Below are 17,874 nucleotides of genomic sequence, written 5' to 3' on the forward strand. Positions count from 1 at the left end.
GCGTTGCACAGTGCGGGGCCGGGCTCAGCCCTCGGTCCAGCCGTGGCCCTTCGCGCACTGCAGCATGGCGTTGCGCACCTTCAGGAGCTGCTCGCCGGTGAGCGTCGGCGCGTGCTCCAGCAGCAGCTCGGTCACCTCCAGCAGGAACTCCGCGGAGGTGAGGACGTCGCACTCGACGTCGTCGCCCTCGGCCGCCGGAACCCGGGGGGTGACGGACACCGCCGGGCCGGCCGGGCGGGCCAGCGCCCCCTTGGGCAGGCGCACCGAAGAGGCCTTCAGCCCCCGGTCGCCCTCCTCCATCTCGAACTCGACCACCAGGCCCGAGTGCACCATCGACTCGGGCATCAGCATGTCGTTGACGTGCAGGAAGACGTCCTCCCCGCCGTGGTCCGGAGCAATGAACCCGTACCCGCGCACACTGTCGTAACGCACCACTCGACCAGTGACCACAACACACCCCCAATGACAACAACCCGGGCCCCCTGCCCGACACCTGAGGTAGAGGATAGAGGATCGGGCGACCGCCTCCGCCAGGGGTACCCGGAAGGGCGGCGTCCGGGCCGCTCCGGCGCCGGCGCCGCCCGCGAAGGGCGGGAACCGGCCAGGTGTGCGTCCGGGCCCGGCGCGGCGGCCGGTGGCCCCGCCACCTGGCCGATCCGCGCGTTCCGGCGCTCCCGCCGGGGCGTGCGACCCCCGGCGGGCGCTGCGCCCTGCGCGTGAGCGCCGGGAACACGGGCCCTGCGGCGGCCCCCGCCTCCCAGCTGCACGGGCCAGAACGTCCGATTATCGATCCCACGGGGAAGAACAACTGATCGTCCGTCAGTTGAGGGCGACGAGTGGACCCCGCCCCGCGCGGTCCCGATGACGACCGACCCTTTGACGGCAGTCCCTTTGACCGGCAGTCCTTCGACGGCAGTCATCCGGACGACCGAACCGAGAACGACCAGGAGACAGTTGTGCGCATACTCTTCACCGGCCCGGCCGCACCCAGCCACGTCTTCCCGATGGTGCCGACCGCCCAGGCCGTCCGCGCCGCCGGGCACGAGGTGCTCTTCGCCAGTCCGCAGCCGCTGGAGCCGCTGCGCCAGACCGGGTTCCCGGTCGTCGAGATCGGCGACGGGCGGTCCGTGCGGGACGCCTTCGAGGAGATCGTCGGCACCGAGGCGCACTACGCCCAGCCGGACCTGACACAGGCGGAGATCCTGGAGATCGGGGCCGCCGCGTTCGCCCTGGCCTCACGCTCCACCGTGGACGACCTGCTGGCGGTCGCCGCCGGCTGGGACGCCCAGCTGATCGTCCACGACTCCTGTCTGGCCTCCGCCCAGCTGGTCGCGGCCAAGCTCGGCATTCCGGCGGCGCTGCAGAACTTCGGCCTCAGCTCCGGCCTGGAGATGGCGGCCGCGCTGGCCGCCCACTTCACCGACCTCTACGAGAAGCACGGGGTGGCCGCACCCGCCGGGTCCACCCCCTTGAACATCGTGCCCGCCTCGCTCGGCGGCGACCCGGGCGGCCTGCGGATGCGCTACGTCCCGTACAACGGCGGCGGCGTCGTCCCCGCCGCACTGCTGCACCGGGGCACCCGGCCGCGGGTCGCCGTCACCCTCGGCACGGTGCTCGCCGGGGTGGACGGCCTGGACGCCATCGCCCCGCTGGTCGCGGCCGCCGCCGAGGTCGACGCCGAGTTCCTGCTCGCCGTCGGCGACGCCGACCCCGCCGGGCTCGGCAGCCTGCCGGCCAACGTCCACCCGCTGCCGTGGGTGCCGCTGGCCGAGCTGCTGCGGGTGTGCGACGCGGTCGTCCACCACGGCGGCTCCGGCAGCACCCTCACCGGGATGCAGGCCGGCCTGCCGCAGCTGCTGCTGCCCCAGGGCGCCGACAACTTCATGGTGGCCGACGCCATGGCGGCCTACGGGGCGGGGCTGCGCTCCTCCTCCGCGGACGTCGACACCGCGCTGCTCACCCGTCTCGTCACCGACCCCGACCTGCGCGCCGCCGCCACCCGGCTGCGCGCCGAGAACGACGCCCTGCCGACCCCGGCGGCGGTCGTCCCCGACATCGAGGCCCTCGTCACCGCCCGCCCCTGACCCGACGTCCGGCCGGCGCCCCGGACCGCCCGCCCGGCGGTCCGGGGCGCTCGTGCTGCTCCCGGCCCCGCCGTTCGAACTCTCACGCGTAATTCGCTCCCGTGTGTCGGCGCCCGGCTCTAGGGTGCTCCCAACACGACCTGGGAGAAGAACCCGTGAGCGAAACGTTTCGCGTCGACCTGCGCGGAATAGTGGATCTGCTGAGCCACCACCTCTACACCAGCCCCCAGGTGTACGTCCGCGAACTGCTGCAGAACGCGGTCGACGCCATCACCGCCGTGCGCCAGGACGACGCCGACACCTCGCCCCGCGGCAGGCCCCGGATCGAGATCTCCTCCGGCGACGCGACCGGCGACGGTTCGCTGACGATCAGCGACAACGGCATCGGGCTGAGCGAGGCCCAGGTGCACGAACTGCTCGCCACCATCGGCCGCAGCTCCAAGCGCGACGAGCTCGGATTCGCCCGGCACGAGTTCATGGGCCAGTTCGGCATCGGACTGCTCTCCTGCTTCATGGTCTCCGACGCCATCGAGGTCACCACCCGCCGGGACGGCGAACCCACCGTGCTGTGGCACGGCCGCTCCGACGGCGGCTACACGCTGGAGCGGGCCCCCGCCGACCGGCAGCGCCCCGAGGCCGGCACCACCGTCACCCTGCGCCCGCGCCCCGGCTGCGAGCACCTGCTGACCCGCCGCGCCGTCACCGACCTGGCCACCCACTACGGCTCGCGGCTGCCGCACCCGGTCACCGTCGACGGCGAGCCGGTCACCGGCGGACCGGCCCCCTGGGACCGCCCCGAGGGCGAGGGCGCCGCCGAGCGCCGGACCCGCCTGGAGGCGTACTGCGAGGAGGTGTTCGGCTTCGCGCCGTTCGACGTCGTCGACATCGCCGCGGCCGAGGCCGGCCTGCGCGGCGTCGCCTTCGTCCTGCCGACGCCGGCCAACCCGGCCGTCCCGGCGGCGCACCGCGTCCACCTCAAGCGGATGCTGCTCGCCGAGGGCGCGGAGCGGCTGCTGCCCGAGTGGGCGTTCTTCGTGCGCTGCGTCGTGGACACCGGCGAACTGCGGCCCACCGCCAGCCGGGAGGCCCTCTACGAGGACTCGCTGCTGGAGGCGACCCGGGAGACGCTCGGCGACCAGCTGCGCGGCTGGCTGGTGCGCCTCAGCGTGCAGGAACCCGCCCGGCTGCGCTCCTTCCTGCGGGCGCACCACCTGGGCGTCAAGGCGCTGGCGCTGCACGACGACGAGATGCTCCGGCTGGTCGCCGAGTTCTGGCCGATGGAGACCAACGTCGGCCCGCTGACCCTCGCCGAGTTCACCGACCGCTACGGACTGCTCCGCTACACCCCGCTGCTGGACGAGTTCCGCCGGCTGGCACCGGTCGCCGCCGCCCAGGGACTCGCCGTCGTCAACGCCGGCTACGTCTACGACGCCGAGCTGATCGACCGCCTCGCCACCCTCGACCGCGCCCTGGAGACCGAACAGCTGCGCGCGGCGGACCTCACCACCCACCTGGCCCGGCCGGACGCCGCCGACGAGCGGGCCCTCGCACCCTTCCTCGCCGCCGCCGACCCGGTCCTGGCGCGGCTCGGCTGCGACCTGCTGGTCCGCTCCTTCGAGCCCTCCGGCCTGCCCGCCCTCTACCTGCTCGACGACGACACCGCCTTCCAACTGGACGTGCGCGGCGCCCGCGAGCAGGTGGACGAGACCTGGGCGGCGATCCTCGGCAGCCTCCGGAGCGAGACCGAGCCCCGGCCCCGCCTGGTCCTCAACCACCGCAACCCGCTGGCCCGGCAGGTGCTCGCGCTGACCGAGCCCGAGCTTCGGGCGATCTGCCTGGAGGGCCTCTACGTCCAGGCGCTGCTGCTCGGCCACCACCCGCTGCGCCCGGCCGACACCGCCGTCCTCAACCAGTCCTTCCTCGGCCTGATCGGCCGGGCCGTCGCCGGAGGCGCGCAGTGAGCCGGACCGAGCAGGAACTGCGCGAACTCTTCCGCAGCACCCACGTCATGCCCGCCGGGACGGCGAAGTTCGCCGCCCTGGAGGAGGTGATCCGCCACGCCGACGCCCTCGGACTCGTCGAGTTCGCCTTCGAGGTGCGGATGGAGGCCACCGAGGTGTTCCAGCAGAGCTGGGCGCCGGCCAAGGCCTTCCTCACCTTCTCCTGGTGCCTGGCGGCCTACGACCGCGAGCCGGCACGCTTCGACGGCGGCCACGAGGAGACGCTGCTCTGGCAGTTCAAGTGGATGGTCTCCAGCGTCCACCAGTTCCCGGAGATCCCGCTGGGCGGGACCGCCGACCTGCTCGACGACATGGAGCGGCGCTACCGGCGCGGCGGCCACAGCCCGCACGCCGTCCTCCAGCACCGCGGGCTGGCCGCCGAGGCCACCGGCGACCTCGCCCGCGCCCAGGAGTACTACGAGCAGATGGCGCTCACCCGGCGCGACGCCCTGTCGGACTGCTCCGGCTGCGTGCCGAGCAGCCAGGTGCGGACACTGGTCGCGCTCGGCCGGGACGAGGAGGCGATCCGCCTCGGCGAGCCGGCCCGGGGCTCGGGCTGCACCGAGCAACCGCAGTGGATCAACTCCGAACTGCTGCTGCCCTACCTGCGGACCGGGCGCGGCGAGCAGGCGGCGGAGGCGCACCGCTCCGCCTACCGGCGGATCCGCGGCAACCCGGGCAGCCTCGGCGAACTCGCCTCCAACCTGCTGTTCTGCGCCCACAGCGGCAACCCGGGGCGCGGCCTCGACCTGATCGAGCGCCACCTGTCCTGGCTGGACCGGGCGCGGACCCCGCTGGCGGACATGGAGTTCGCCGCGGCGGCCGTCGCGGTGCTGTCCGCGGTGGAGGCGGGCGGCGACGGGGCGTCGGCGCTGCGCTTCCCGACCGTCGAGGGCCGCCGCCGCCCGGACACCACGGTCACCGCGCTCGCCGCCGAACTGCGCGAACGCGCCCTCGGCCTCGCGGCCCGGTTCGACGCGCGCAACGGCAACGGCTACCAGAGCGCCCGGATGGGGGAGTGGATGACCGCCGGGCCGATCGGCGAACCGGTCCCCCTGCCGGGGACCGGCACGGACCCGCGCTCGCGCAGCGGGGAGCGGGTCCACCGGCTCACCGACCGGGTCGCCGCCCTCGTCGCGGCCGGCGACCCGCCGGGCGCCGCCCGCGCCCGCGCCGAGCTGGCCGAGACCCTGCTGGCCGTCGAACGTCCCACCGAGGCGGCGGAGGCCGCCGAGGAGGCCGTCCGCGAGCTCGACCGGCACGGCGCCCCCGAGGAGGCGGCCTCCTGCCGCTGGCTGCTCGCGCGCATCCACCAGCAGCACGGCCGGCGCGGCGACGCCGCCGAGCGGCTGCGCCAGCTCCTGGACGACACCGACGACGCCGACCGCCCCGCCTCCCTGCCGGCCCGCCCCGACCTGGAGGTGCGCCTCGGCGAGCTGCTCGGCAACGGCGCGGAGCCGGCCGCCCGGTATCTCGCGGCCTCCCTCGGCTTCGCCGCCGCCGGGCGGACGGCCGACCGGCTCCGCGCACTCGTCCAGGCGATGTGGCGCCACCCGTACAGCGACACCGAGGCCGAGACCGGCCTGCTGCGGGACATCCTGACGGAGGCCAGGACCGTCCTCGCCGCCCCCGACCCCGCCCGCACCACCGAGGTGGTCGTCGTGCTGCGCGGCTACGTCGACCAGATCCGCGCGACGGGCCGCCACCGCGAGGCCGCCGACCACCTCGCCGCCGCCCGCACCCTGCTCGAACAGCACCTCGCCACCGATCGGGCCGACCCCGGCGCGGCCGAGGAACTCGTCGACGTCCTCACCGAACTCGGCGAGGCCCGCCTGCGACTCGGCGACCCGGCCGCCGCGGAGGAGGCCGCCCTCGCCGCCCTGGCCGTCGCCGGGGACGACGGCTGCACCTGGGACGCGGCGCTGCTGGCGGCCCGCGTCCTGCGCGGCCGCGGCGCCGCCGCCGAGGCCGCCGAGCTGATGGCCGCCCACGACATCACCGAGGACGACCTGTCGGAGGCCGAGGAGTACTGACGGGCCCCTGGAGCTGACGAATCGTCAGGCTATCGTGACGTCAAGGAGGCTTGATGGAGGACTCCGCACATGCCGACTCCGGTGGACGGCGGCGGCGCGGCCGACGCCTTCCACGTGGTGATCCCCTCCCTCCCGGGCTTCGGACTCTCCGGGCCGACCCGGGAGGCGGGCTGGGACGTCCACCGGGTCGCCGGTGCCTGGGCCGAACTGATGCGGCGGCTGGGCTACCGCCGCTACGGCGCCCAGGGCGGGGACTGGGGGCCCGCCGTCACCCTGGAGCCGGCCGCGCCGGCCCCCGACCAGGTCGTCGCGATCCATCTGAACACCCTGCGGACCCTGCCCCCGGACGACCCCGCCGCGGCCGCCGGGCTCACCGCCGACGACCGGGCCCGGCTGAACCGGTTCCTGGAAGCGGAACCCGGGATGTCGGGGTACGCCAGGATCCAGGGCACCCGCCCGCAGCCGCCCGCCTATGCGCTGACCGACTCAACGGTCGGCCAACTGGCCTGGATCGTCGAGAAGTTCAAGGAGTCGACGGACAGTGCCGAGGTGCCCGAGGACGCCGTCCCGCGCGACCGCCTGCTGACCAACGTGATGCTGTACTGGCTCACCGCGACCGCCGGATCATCGGCCCGCCACTACTGGGAGGCCGCCCACCCCTCGCGCCCGGCGCGCACCGGGCAGCGACCCGCCGTCCCCACCGGGGTCGCGGTGTTCGCCGCCGACGTCGCCCGTCCGGTGCGGCGGCTCGCCGAGTGCGAGCACACCATCGTCCACTGGTCCGAACTGCCCCGTGGCGGCCACTTCGCCGCCATGGAGCAGCCCGGCCTGTTCACGGCCGACGTCCGCGCCTTCTTCCGCCGCTTCCGGTGACCCGGTGAGCGCGTCCGGCGCTCCCGGCACGGCCGGTGCTCAGCGGCAGGGGAGCAGGGCGAAGGTGTAGCCGCGGGACTTGAGGGTGCGCAGGATGGCGGGCAGGGCGGCCACGGTCTGCCCGCGGTCGCCGCCGCCGTCGTGGAGGAGGATCACCGAGCCGGGCTTGACGGCGTCGAGGACGCGGCGCTCGATCGCGGCGCGGCCGGGGCGGGCCCAGTCCTGGGGGTCGACGCTCCAGAGCTGGATGCTCTTGCCGAGTCCGGCGGCCCCCGAGCGGACGGCGCCGTTGACGCCGCCGTAGGGCGGGCGCAGGCACCTCGGGGTGGTGCCGGTCTGCGCGCGGATGCGGGCGTCGGTGGCCGTCACCTGGTACTGGAAGGCGGACTTGGAGACCTTCCGCAGGTCCGGGTGGGACCAGCTGTGGTTCTGCACGCTGTGCCCCTGCGCGCCCACCTGCCGGGTGACCCCGGGGTAGGCGGCGACGTTCTGGCCGATCTCGAAGAACGTGGCCCGCACACCGTACTGGGACAGCAGCGCGAGCACCTGCGGCGTGTACCGGGGGCTCGGGCCGTCGTCGAAGGTGAGGTAGACGACCTTGGCCGGAGCGGCCTGCGCCGGGACGGCCGGCAGCGCGACGACCGCGGCGGCCGCCGCGACCAGGGTTCCGACGGCGACCCGGGCGGCGCGGCGCCCCCTGCGCCGGTCCGCTCGACGGGCTGAAGACACAGGTCCTCCCAACGGCCGCGGCACGGGAACGAACCCGCTGCCCGCCCCCTCCCCGGCCCTTCACCCAATGTAGCGGCCCACCCCCGCACCGTCCCCGGCCCGCGTCAACGGGGGTCGCACTTCGGCCAGGATCACCGCTCCCCGGCGGGCGTCGGCGGCGCGTGGGGCAGGTGTGAACGGTGCGGTGGCGGTGGGGGTGTGACGGTGGGGCGGGTAGCGGATGCGCCGGTGCCCCCACCTGGTCGGACAGCGGCGGGAAGCCTATGCGGCGCAGCAACAGGGCGCTAAGCTGCGAACTTCTGAGCCAGTACCTGACAGGCCGTGCCACGGTCGGTGCTCCGGGCCGCCCCTCACCCGGATTCCACCGGCCGTGTCATGCCCCGTCGCCGTTCGGGTGCTGGGAACTCTGGTGGATCCGAATGAAGGAGGGGCAGATGGAGTCGTTTCCCGCACGGGTGGTGCGCTCGTCGAGACGCCGTGCCGATGTGTTCGCCCGCGCCTACCAGCGCGTGGCGCCCGGTGTCCTGCGGGTCAGCGTGGGGGTGTTGTACCTCTGGTTCGGGTTGCCGAAGTTCTTCCCCGGGACCAGCCCTGCCGAGGACCTCGCCACCCGCTGCATGAGCCTGATGACCTTCGACGCGGTGCCGCCCGACGTCTCGCGGTTCCTGCTGGCGCTGATGGAGGTCACGATCGGGCTCGGCCTGGTCACCGGCGTGCTGCTCCGGGTGGTCCTCGCGGTGTTCTTCGTCCACATGACCGGGGTGTTCGCGACACTGGTCCTGCTGCCGAACGACGTGTGGACCAACGGCGTCCCGCCCGTCCCCACGCTGGAGGGACAGTACATCCTCAAGAACATCGTGCTGATCGTGGCCTGTCTGACCGTCGCCACCCGAAGGGCGCGGCCCGCGGTCGAGCCCGCCCCGGACCAGGGACCGGCGGCGTCCGCCGGCACACCGCTCCCGTCGGGCACGGCTCCTGACGTACCGCAGGACCCGGCGGCCCGGAGCCGGACGACCGCAGATCTGCGCGGACAGTTCGCCGCCTGGACCCCTGTGGTCGAGGACGGCGCGGGGCTGGGGCGCGTGCCTCGGCCCCGCCGGGCCGTGCGTTGACGAATCCGCGTACGATCGGCGGTCGTGGTAGATCTCCGTGCCCCGATCAGCGGTCACGACCGTTGGCTCCCGGGGGAGTTCAAGACCCGGTGAACGCCTCCCGTCGTCGTGCCGCGGCCAGGGCTGCCGCCGCTCCTGCGGCGCGGCCCGACCGCGGCCTTCCTGCGGAAGCACCACGACGCGGAACAGGCCGGCGCCCTGCGTCCGCTGCGCGACCCGGATGCGCCGGAGCCGGCCCGAGGGCGACGAGGCAGTGGGGCACCTGACTCGCGGTCATCCCGTCACCTCGGCAGCAACACCTGGTTGCGGCCGGGTCCGCGTGCCCCAGCGGGCGAGGGACGGACCGGCAGCGCCCAGTGCCGCGAAGAACACCGCCAGCAGCAGCCATCCTGTCGTGCCGAGGCCGAGTACCACCGTGGTGAGGATCGCGGGGGCGAGGGCCTGGCCCGCGCTGAAGCCGAGGCCGAAGACACCTTGGTACTGGCCCTGCGCGTGGTCGGGGGCAAGGCCGAAGCCCAGGGCGAAGGCCGCCGATGACTCCCAGACCTCTCCCAGGCTGTGGACGAAGATCGCGGCCAGGACGAGTCCCGCCGCCGCCCAGACAGGGGTGTACGCCGCCAGTGCCATCATCGGGCAGCTGACGAGGAAGAACAGCCCCGCCGTGCGGAACGCCAGGCCGCCATCGTGCAGGGTCTCGATGCGCGAGCCGATCCTGGTCTGCATCAGCACGCAGAACAGGGAGTTGACGGCGAACAGCGCGGCCACCGTCCAGCGCGGCGCCTCGGTGTGCTCGGAGATCCAGATCGGCAGGAGCAGCGAGACCACCGGGTACTGCAGTCCCATGGCCCCGTAGAGGGCGGTGAACGCGAGGAAGGGGCGGTCCGCGAGGACGGGCCAGCGCCGCTGTTGCGGCGGTGCCGCCAGGACGGGGTAGCGGGGCAGCAGGAGCAGGAGCGCCGCGCACAGGGCGAAGCTCGCCGCGTTGCCGAGGATCAGCGTGACGAAGGCGGCGCGGGTGTTCGCGGCCAGTGCCAGCCCCGCACCCACCGTTCCCAGGACGACGCCCAGGTTGACGAACGTGCGCAGCTTGGCACGGAACCGGGCCGGGCGCTCGCCCCCGACCCGGACCACCAGCGCGCCCCACGCCGCCCCACCGGCCGCTGCGGCGATCTGGTCGACCGTCGCGATGATCGTGAGCGCGGCCCAGCTCTCGACGAGGACGAGGGCCGCCATCGACACGGCCTGGACCGCGAGGGCCAGCATCATGATCCTGCGAGCCCCTCGCCGATCCGCGAGATGCCCGCCCGGTATCCCCGCGCACAGACCGATCACTCCGGCGATGGTGAGCGCGGCACCGACCTGCACCGCGGGCAGGCCGACGACCAAGGTGAAATAGAGCGCTGACGCCGCGTTGAACAGGCCATTGCCGACTCGGTTGACGAAACTGGCGGCGATCAGCACGCGCTCCGGCCTACTGTCCCCCGCCATCCGGCCTATTCGACCCGCTGAGTTGACCCTGATCATGGATGGCACGCTAACAGCCGCCGCTGATCCGGCGGAAGTGCACCAGGATCCCGGGGACCTCGTCCTCCACGAGGCCGAGACCGAGGACCCCGTCGCCCTTCAGGAGCCCCCGGGTGTGCATCCACGACGGCGCGTTCTCCGCGAAGCGGTCCGCTCAGCACGCCCCCGGGGCGTCCGGCAGGCGCACGACGGCGGCGCCGGCCTGGGACTCGCCGAAGCCCCAGCCGGCCACCAGGGAGGCGCCGGTCGCGTCCAGGGCGTCGGACCACGGCCAGCCGCCGTTGCCCCAGTAGAAGCCGCCCGTGCTGCGCGCATCGGCCTGGCTCAGGCAGAGCATGCGGAGGTGGTCGCGCAGCGCGGTGTGCTCGACCGCCTTCAGCCGCTCCTCCCAGGGGGCGGCGGCGGAGCGGTCGCCGCCGATGTCCTGGAGCGACACCAGGTGACCGGGGCCGCGCCGGGTGAACGTGGCGGCCCGCATCGCGTCGGCGAGGGTGCCGTCGGTGGCGACGCGCAGCACTACGGCCAGCCAGCCGTTCAGCTTCGTGGCGTGCGCGCCGGTCAGGTCGACCCCGTGCCGGTCCAGGAGCGCCCCCAACTGCGCACCGCGCACCAGTGCGTCACCGGCCTCGTCGACCGTGGCGACGGCCTGCAGACCGGTGGCGAAGGCGTCGTCGAACGGCCGGGGGCCCTTGTGCCCGTCCTCGCCCCACGGCCCGGTCCCCGCCAGGAGCGCGGCGTCGAAGCGGAACAGCGACCCGCTCAGGTCGAAGCGCCACGCCGAGGGGGAGAACGGGTACTCGCCGTCCAGCTCCGGAAGGTGCCGCGGCGCCCGGGCCGACAGTGCCTCGGGGGTGGCCCAGGGGTTCGGGAACAGGAACTCGTCGAGCGTGTCCGAGGCGTAGTACACCCCGTACCCGGCGGCGGCCCCGTCGCCGGCCGGCTCGCCATCGAGCAGGATCTCGAAGGCACCGGCCAGCGCGGCGTCCCACCCACTGAGGTCGGCCGCCGTGGCGGTCTCGGGCGTCATGATGCGCACTCCTTCACGTCGTGTCACACGGGTCGACGCAAGATACCGGGCGCCGCTGACAACTCCCGCGCCGGCCGGGGGGCTACGCCCGGTGGTACGGCTGCGGCGCGGGGGCCTCGGCGCCGAGGGTGGCGGCGGCGTGGCGGGGCCAGTAGGGGTCGCGGAGGAGCTCGCGGCCGAGCAGGACGGCGTCGGCGTGGCCGTCGGTGAGGATCTGCTGGGCGTGGACGGGGTCGGTGATCAGGCCGACGGCCGCCACCGGGAGGTCGGTCCCGTTGCGGACCGCCTGGGCGAACGGCACCTGGTAGCCGGGGCCGGAGCCGACCTTGGCGTCGGGGGCGATGCCGCCGGTGGAGACGTCGAGCAGGTCGACGCCGTGCGCGTGCAGCTCCTTGGCGAGGCGGACGGTGTCCTCCGAGGTCCAGCCCTCGCGGTCGTCCTCGGGGTTCTCGGTGAGCCAGTCGGTCGCGGAGACGCGGAAGAAGACCGGCAGGTCCTCGGGCCAGACGGCGCGGACGGCGTCGACGACCTCCAGGGCGAAGCGGATCCGGCCCTCGAAGGAGCCGCCGTACGCGTCGGTGCGGCGGTTGCTGTGCGGGGAGAGGAACTCGTGGACGAGGTAGCCGTGCGCGCCGTGGATCTCGGCGATCTGGAAGCCGGCGTCGAGCGCGCGCCGGGCGGCGGCGGCGAACTGGCCGACGATCTCGCCGATCTGCTCGACGGTCAGCTCCTGCGGGGTGACCCGGGCGCTGTCGAAGGGGACGGCGCTGGGGGCGAGCGGCGTCCAGCCGTGCGGCTCGTCCGGGGCGATGGCGCGGCCGCGGTCGACCCAGGTGCGCTCGGTGGACGCCTTGCGTCCGGCGTGGGCGATCTGCACGCCGACGGCCGTGCCCTGCGCCTTGAGGAAGTCGGTGATCCGGCGGAAGGCCTTCACCTGGGTGTCGTTCCACAGCCCGAGGTCGTAGGGCGAGATCCGGCCCTCGGGGCTGACGGCGGTGGCCTCGGTGAGGATCAGGCCGGCGCCGCCGACGGCGCGCGCCGCGAGGTGGGTGAAGTGCCAGTCGGTGGGGACGCCCGCCTGGTCGCCGTCCGGTGCGGCGCTGTACTGGCACATCGGCGCCATCCAGACCCGGTTGGGGACGGTCAGCGACCGCAGGGTGTACGGGCTGAAGAGACTGGTGCTCATGCGAGGCTCCTGGTCGGGACGGAGGACGGGGAGGAGTCGTGCCCACGAGAGATTGCAGATGCAATCTCTGCCTCCACAATAGTTGTGCGCGCGGCATAAGTGCAAGCGGTAATTTCCGCTCCGCTGCCACCCCGGCCACCGGCCTCAGAGCGCTCGGATCTCCCGCCTGGTCAACGCGTACCCGAACGCGCCCAGCAGGCAGAGCCCGGTCGCCGCGAGCACCCCCCGGCTCCCGAACGCGTCCACCGCCGCGCCGGCCGCTATCACGGAGACCGGGAAGACCCCGAGCGCGCAGAAGGTGACCGCCGCCATGACCCGGGCCAGCAGTTCGGGCGGGGTGCTCTTCTGCACGCCGGTGACGACCAGCACATTGGTCACCGTGCTGGCACCGCCGGCCAGGCAGAGCAGCAGCACGGCGCCCGCGATCCCGGTGAGCGGCACCAGGCCGATCGCCGCGCCCATCACCAGGCCGGAGGTCATCGCCGTACGGCCGCGCGAGCGCAGGTCCGTGAGGCCGGCGGCGAACAGGCCGCCGACCAGTGCGCCGCCGGTGAACGCGGCCAGCAGCAGGCCCAGCCCGACGGCGCCGGCGTCGAAGCCGTCGGTGGCCAGGGCCGGCAGCGCGACCCGGGTGGCGCCGCCCACCGTCAGGTTCGCGATCACGGTGACCGTCAGCACCGCGCGCAGCAGCGGCGACTCCCGCAGCAGGGCGCGGAAGTTCCTCGGCACGGAGGCCCGTTCCGAGATCGGGCGGGGCGGTGCGACGGTGCTGCCGCGGCCGATCAGCAGCAGTGTCGCCGCCGACACCGCGAAGGTCGCCGCGTCCAGGCCCAGGGCGGCGGCCGGGTTCAGCCAGGCGACCAACGGTCCGGCCACCGCCGGACCGAGCAGACCGGCGCCGAAGGTGACCGTGCTGTTGAGCGCGTTGCCCGCGTGCAGGTCCTCGGCGGGCAGCAGGGTCGGGGTGATCGCCCAGGCGGCCGGCAGGAACACCCCCGCCCCGAGGCCGACCAGCAGGGCCAGCCCGCCGATCAGCCAGTAGTCCGCCGTCCCGCCGGCGGCGACCGCGCACAGCCCGGCGGTGGCGAGCAGACGGCCGAGGTCGGCGGCCAGCATCACCCGCCGGGCGCCGAACCGGTCGGCGAGCATCCCGCCGAGCGGGGTGGCGGCCAGCCGGCCCGCGCCGTAGGCGGCGACCACCAGGCTCAGCTGGCGGGCGCCCCCGGCGAGGGAGTACACCAGTAGCGGCAGGGCGACCACCTGGAAGGCGTTGCCGAACTCCGAGGTGGCCTGCCCGATCACCAGCAGCCGGTAGCCGCGCGAGCGCAGCGGCGCGAGGCCGATCCGCGGGCGGAAGCGCAGCAGGCCCGCCGTGCCGCCCGTGCCCGTGCTGCTAGCCATGGAGCGAGACCGGCAGCGACTCCAGGCCGCGCAGCATGATGGTGTTGCGCCAGGGCAGGGTCTCCTCCGCCGCGGCCAGCTCGATCCGGGTGAAGCGCTCCAGCAGCCCGGTCAGCGCGACCTCGCTCTCCAGCCTGCCGAGGAAGGAGCCGAGGCACCGGTGCAGGCCCTGCCCGAAGGCCAGGTGGCCCGGATCGCCCCGGTCGAGGATCAGCCGGTCGGGGTCGGTGAAGCGGGCCGGGTCCCGGTTGGCGGCGCCGAGCGAGAGCAGCACCAGCTCGTCCGCCGGGATCTCCACGTCGTCGACCGTCACCTCGGCGCCGGTGAACCGCAGCGTGGCCATGCTGACCGGGGACTCGTAGCGCAGGAACTCGTCGATCGCGACCGGCATCGCCGCCGGGTCGGCGCGCAGCAGGGCGAGCTGGTCGGGGTGGTGGAGCAGCGCCAGGGTGGCGGTGCCGAGCAGGTTGACGGTGGTCTCGTGGCCGCCGATCAGCAGGAGGAAGACCATCGAGAACACCTCCTGCTCGGTGAGTTCCCCGGCGTCCCGGGCCCGCACCAGGTCGGTGAGGATGTCCGCGCGCGGCGACGCCCGTCGGGACTTCATCAACTCCCGCAGGTAGTCGTTGAGTTCGGCGGTGGCCTGGTCGAAGGTCAGCTCGCCGCCCTGGGTGAGGATCGCCGTCGACCAGGTGCGGAAGGCCTGCATGTCCTCCGGCGGGAAGCCCAGCAGCTCGCAGATGACCATGATCGGCAGGGGGAAGGCGAAGTCCGTGACCAGGTCGGCGGTCTCCCGTTCGCGCAGCCCGTCCAGCAGGCCGCCGGCGATGCGCTCGACCAGCGGCCGCATCAGATCGACCCGCCGGCGGGTGAAGACTCCCTGGATCTGGCGGCGCAGCCGGGTGTGGTCCGGCGGGTCGCTGTTGAGCATGTGGACGACCTCCGAGCCGAGGGTCAGGCCGGAGCCCCGTCCGCTGGCGATGGCCTGGCTGCGGCGGACGTCCTGCCCGAACCGCGGGTCCATCAGCGCGGCCCGGACGTCCTGGTAGCGGGTCACCAGGTAGACCGGCAGGCCCTCGCCGAACTCGACGACGGAGACCGCGCCGGCCTCGCGGATCCGGGCGAGCGTGGGGTAGGGGTCGCGGATGAAGGCGGACATCCGCGCGGCGGCGTCGTCGTCGACCGCGGTGGTCATGGATCTCTCCTCGGACTCGGGCTCGGGCTCGCATTCGGGACTCTCGGGCTCGGGATGCGGGACTCGAAGGCGGGGACTCGAAGGCGGGGGCTTGAGGGCTCGAACCCCGCGCCTACACGGTCAGCGACGGGAAGGGCCAGCGCCGCACCCGCATCGGCAGGAACCAGACGCGGCCCGCCTGCTCGGCGATCAGGCCGGCCTCGGCGAAGTCCCGGTGGACGGCGTCCGGCAGCCGGCCGGCCTCGACTCCCTCGGCCAGCGCGTCCAGCTGCGCCAGATGGCCGGGCTCGTCGACGGTGAACAGCTCCAGCGTCCCGAACCGGCGGTCGCGCACCTCGACGAAGCCGGGGCCGCGGCGGAAGACGCATTTGCTCGGGAAGTACGTGGCACGCCAGTCGGCGACGACCTCCGGCGGCGCGCCGGTCAGCAGCTCGGGCGGGTACAGGTGGTGGAACCGGCGCCGCGCCGCGCAGCCGTCCGTGCAGACCGCCTGCCAGAGCACGGCCAGCCCCTGCCCGGTCGCCTCGCGCAGCAGCATCAGCGCCCGCGCGGAGGCGGCCGGTGCGTCCGCGCAGAGCCGCACCGGCTCGGTCAGCCGCAGGCAGCGGACCCCGGCGCGGTGCAGCTCGGTGACCTCCGCCTGCGCAGGCCCTGCCAGCGTGCGGCGGCCGAGCGCGAAGCCCGGCAGCTCCCGCACGGCGGGGTCGTAGTCGAGCCAGAGCTCGACCTCCGGGGCGGCCGCGCCCCAGGCGGCGGCGCCGGTCCGCTCAGCCGGTAGCGACGGCATCGAGCACCTCCTCGGTGCGGGGACGGGCGGCGCCGGCGGGGCCGTGCCGGTGGCGCATCCGCATCAGCACCTGGTTGTCGGACTCGACGGCGACCTGCACGTAGGCGCCCCCGTCGTGGAACAGCAGGCCCAGCTCGGTGAAGCGCTCCAGCACCGGTCCGACCGCCGCCGCGCCGCCGGGGACCCGGGCGGCCAGCGCGGCCGTCGAGCGGGGCTGGTCCAGCAGCCGGAAGACGGCGAGCTCCACCGGATCGGCCAGCTCGACCACCCGCCAGTCGTAGCCGGGCCGGGTGTTGACCAGCACGACCCGCCCGTCCGCCTCCCGGTGGCTGAGCCGGCTGTCGGGGAACCGTTCGAGCCAGGTGTCCACGGCCGCGCCCAGCCGCTCCGCGAGGGCGCCGCCGATCCCGCGCGGCGGCGCGGTGAAGACGTAGGCCAGTTCGTTCAGTTCGCTCTCCGGGAGGCGGTAGGTCGCCCGGTACTGGAATGCCGGCCGGGTGATCGCGAAACCCAGCTCGGGGCGGTCGAAGTACGGGCTGAAGCGCTCGATCGCGATCCGGCCCGCCCCGGTCGGCGGGTCCAGGTGGTGCAGTGCGGGCAGCTGGCCGATCACCGACTCGTAGTCCTCGGCCTGCTCGCCCGGGAACCCGTAGAGGTAGTTCCAGGTCACCGAGACCCCGGCACTCTGCGCGTCCCGCAGCGCGCGGACGTTCTGGCAGCCCGTGACCCCCTTGTCCATGATCCGCAGGACCCGGGTGCTCAGGCTCTCGATGCCGGGCTGCACCTGGGCCGCGCCCGAGTCGCCGAGCAGCTGGAACTGGCGGCGGCGCAGATTGGCCTTGATCTCGAAGTGCAGCCGCAGGTCGACCGGGAGCTCGGCGAGCGACTTCAGGACGGTGTCGAAGTAGCCCATGTCCAGGATGTTGTCGACCACGTAGACGTCCAGCAGCTGGTGGCGCTCGGCGAGGGCGAGCAGCTCGGCGAGGAAGTCCGCCGGCGGCTTGGAGCGGAACTCCATCGAGGAGCCGTTGAGCCCGCAGAAGGTGCAGTGGTGCTTCTCGCCCCACCAGCAGCCCCGGGAGCCCTCCAGGACCAGCTTGGGATCGACCCAGCGGGCCGCGGCGGAGGCGTCCAGCCGCTCGAAGAAGCCGTCGAAGCGGGGCGGGAGGATCGCCGCGGGCGGCAGCGGACGCCGCGCCATCGCGTTGGCCGTCGGCCTCCCGGCGTCGTCGCGCCAGCACAGCCCGGGGACGGCGGCGAGGTCGCCGCCCTCCAGGAGCGCCGGGAAGGCGGCCTCGCCCTCGCCGCGCACCACGTAGTCCAGGAAGGGGAAGTTGCGGTGCAGCGCGGCGCCCTGCGGACCGTCGCAGTTGGCACCGCCGAACACCGTGCGCACCTGCGGGCAGCGCTGCTTGAGCAGCCGGGCGGCGGCGAGGCTCGCGGTGTTCTGCTGGAAGGTGGTGGTGAAGCCGACCAGGTCCGGCGGATCGGCGGCGAGTTCCGCGACCAGCCGGTCGACGAACGCGGGGGCGAGCGCGCGGGTGGCCCGGGTCAGTGCGATCTCGCGCTCGCTCGCGCCGTTGGCGGCCAGGTACTCGAAGTAGGCCGCGGACCCGTCACCCGCCGCGTAGCCGTCTGCGTCTGCGTCGCCGTCGCCGTCGTCGCCGTACAGGGCGCCGGCGAACGCCCAGTCGCCCGCGCCCTGGAAGTAGGACTTCTCGGAGAAGTACTGGTAGTCGTCCGCGCCGAAGCCCGCGTGCTCGGCCGCCCAGTCCACGAAGTCCAGGTTGGCGTACCGCACGTCGACCTGATGGCCGGCGCGGGCGGCGGCGGTGTGCAGGATTCCGAGCGCCAGCGACGGCACGTCGATCGCGCCCCAGGGCATGTGCAGCAGGACGATACGCATGGTGGCCACTTCTGTTG

General features: G+C 74.2%; 14 protein-coding genes. 5 read left to right on the forward strand and 9 right to left on the reverse strand.

Translation table 11 applies throughout. The features are described from left to right. Positions 1 to 24 precede the first annotated feature (24 nt). Complete coding sequence (locus ACFU74_RS28510; RefSeq protein WP_380761782.1) at positions 25 to 450, reverse strand: cold-shock protein; 426 nt, start codon at positions 448 to 450, stop codon at positions 25 to 27. A 506-nt stretch (positions 451 to 956) separates the two neighbouring features. On the opposite strand from ACFU74_RS28510, the gene ACFU74_RS28515 reads away from it, so the two are divergent. The 4 genes from ACFU74_RS28515 (at position 957) to ACFU74_RS28530 (ending at position 6,990) form a co-directional block, all read left to right on the forward strand. Further along, positions 957 to 2,084 (forward strand): nucleotide disphospho-sugar-binding domain-containing protein, encoded by a 1,128-nt coding sequence (locus ACFU74_RS28515; protein WP_380761784.1) that lies wholly within the window; start codon positions 957 to 959, stop codon positions 2,082 to 2,084. A gap of 155 nt (positions 2,085 to 2,239) precedes the next feature. Next, the gene (locus ACFU74_RS28520) at positions 2,240 to 4,045 is read left to right on the forward strand and encodes an HSP90 family protein (RefSeq protein ID WP_380761786.1); all 1,806 of its coding nucleotides are present in this window, start codon (positions 2,240 to 2,242) and stop codon (positions 4,043 to 4,045) included. Further along, positions 4,042 to 6,117, forward strand: coding sequence for a hypothetical protein (locus ACFU74_RS28525; protein ID WP_380761788.1), 2,076 nt, complete (start codon positions 4,042 to 4,044; stop codon positions 6,115 to 6,117). Before ACFU74_RS28520 ends, ACFU74_RS28525 begins: the two co-directional genes overlap by 4 nt. A 69-nt stretch (positions 6,118 to 6,186) precedes the next feature. After that, positions 6,187 to 6,990 carry an alpha/beta fold hydrolase gene (locus tag ACFU74_RS28530; protein WP_380761790.1) on the forward strand — a complete coding sequence of 268 codons (804 nt, stop codon included), beginning with the start codon at positions 6,187 to 6,189 and terminating at the stop codon, positions 6,988 to 6,990. Positions 6,991 to 7,029: 39 nt separating this feature from the next. Here ACFU74_RS28530 and ACFU74_RS28535 read toward each other — a convergent pair whose 3' ends face one another. Continuing rightward, a complete protein-coding gene (locus tag ACFU74_RS28535) occupies positions 7,030 to 7,719 on the reverse strand; it encodes a polysaccharide deacetylase family protein (protein WP_380761792.1) in 690 nt (229 codons plus the stop codon). A 434-nt stretch (positions 7,720 to 8,153) separates the two neighbouring features. Here ACFU74_RS28535 and ACFU74_RS28540 point away from each other — a divergent pair, with 434 nt between their 5' ends. Then, positions 8,154 to 8,831, forward strand: a complete 678-nt coding sequence (locus ACFU74_RS28540) for a DoxX family protein (RefSeq protein WP_380761794.1) — start codon at positions 8,154 to 8,156, stop codon at positions 8,829 to 8,831. A 273-nt stretch (positions 8,832 to 9,104) separates the two neighbouring features. Here the strand turns inward: ACFU74_RS28540 and ACFU74_RS28545 are convergent, their stop codons facing one another. From ACFU74_RS28545 to ACFU74_RS28575, 7 genes are all read right to left on the reverse strand, one after another. Beyond that, positions 9,105 to 10,292, reverse strand: a complete 1,188-nt coding sequence (locus ACFU74_RS28545) for an MFS transporter (protein WP_380761796.1) — start codon at positions 10,290 to 10,292, stop codon at positions 9,105 to 9,107. 217 nt (positions 10,293 to 10,509) lie between these two features. Further along, complete coding sequence (locus ACFU74_RS28550) at positions 10,510 to 11,382, reverse strand: hypothetical protein (RefSeq protein ID WP_380761798.1); 873 nt, start codon at positions 11,380 to 11,382, stop codon at positions 10,510 to 10,512. A gap of 82 nt (positions 11,383 to 11,464) precedes the next feature. After that, entirely contained in the window at positions 11,465 to 12,568 is a 1,104-nt protein-coding gene (locus ACFU74_RS28555) for an NADH:flavin oxidoreductase/NADH oxidase (RefSeq protein WP_380761799.1), read from the reverse strand. A gap of 144 nt (positions 12,569 to 12,712) precedes the next feature. After that, positions 12,713 to 13,969 (reverse strand): MFS transporter, encoded by a 1,257-nt coding sequence (locus ACFU74_RS28560; RefSeq protein ID WP_380761801.1) that lies wholly within the window; start codon positions 13,967 to 13,969, stop codon positions 12,713 to 12,715. After that, positions 13,962 to 15,164 (reverse strand): cytochrome P450, encoded by a 1,203-nt coding sequence (locus ACFU74_RS28565; protein WP_380761803.1) that lies wholly within the window; start codon positions 15,162 to 15,164, stop codon positions 13,962 to 13,964. Before ACFU74_RS28565 ends, ACFU74_RS28560 begins: the two co-directional genes overlap by 8 nt. A gap of 112 nt (positions 15,165 to 15,276) precedes the next feature. After that, positions 15,277 to 15,951, reverse strand: a complete 675-nt coding sequence (locus ACFU74_RS28570; protein WP_380761805.1) for a DUF5825 family protein — start codon at positions 15,949 to 15,951, stop codon at positions 15,277 to 15,279. Then, the coding region (locus tag ACFU74_RS28575; protein ID WP_380761807.1) for a RiPP maturation radical SAM C-methyltransferase at positions 15,932 to 17,874 on the reverse strand (1,943 nt) is incomplete at its 5' end. The genes ACFU74_RS28575 and ACFU74_RS28570, both read right to left, overlap by 20 nt.

This window comes from Kitasatospora sp. NPDC057500 (assembly GCF_042802195.1).
GTDB lineage: Bacteria > Actinomycetota > Actinomycetes > Streptomycetales > Streptomycetaceae > Kitasatospora.

Excerpts from the sequence above, each read along its gene's own strand:
- ACFU74_RS28530 (WP_380761790.1), top strand. The coding sequence starts at position 6,187 with ATGCCGACTCCGGTGGACGGCGGCGGCGCGGCCGACGCCTTCCACGTG.
- ACFU74_RS28540 (WP_380761794.1), top strand. The coding sequence starts at position 8,154 with ATGGAGTCGTTTCCCGCACGGGTGGTGCGCTCGTCGAGACGCCGTGCC.
- ACFU74_RS28550 (WP_380761798.1), bottom strand. The coding sequence starts at position 11,382 with ATGACGCCCGAGACCGCCACGGCGGCCGACCTCAGTGGGTGGGACGCC.
- ACFU74_RS28555 (WP_380761799.1), bottom strand. The coding sequence starts at position 12,568 with ATGAGCACCAGTCTCTTCAGCCCGTACACCCTGCGGTCGCTGACCGTC.
- ACFU74_RS28560 (WP_380761801.1), bottom strand. The coding sequence starts at position 13,969 with ATGGCTAGCAGCACGGGCACGGGCGGCACGGCGGGCCTGCTGCGCTTC.
- ACFU74_RS28565 (WP_380761803.1), bottom strand. The coding sequence starts at position 15,164 with ATGACCACCGCGGTCGACGACGACGCCGCCGCGCGGATGTCCGCCTTC.
- ACFU74_RS28570 (WP_380761805.1), bottom strand. The coding sequence starts at position 15,951 with ATGCCGTCGCTACCGGCTGAGCGGACCGGCGCCGCCGCCTGGGGCGCG.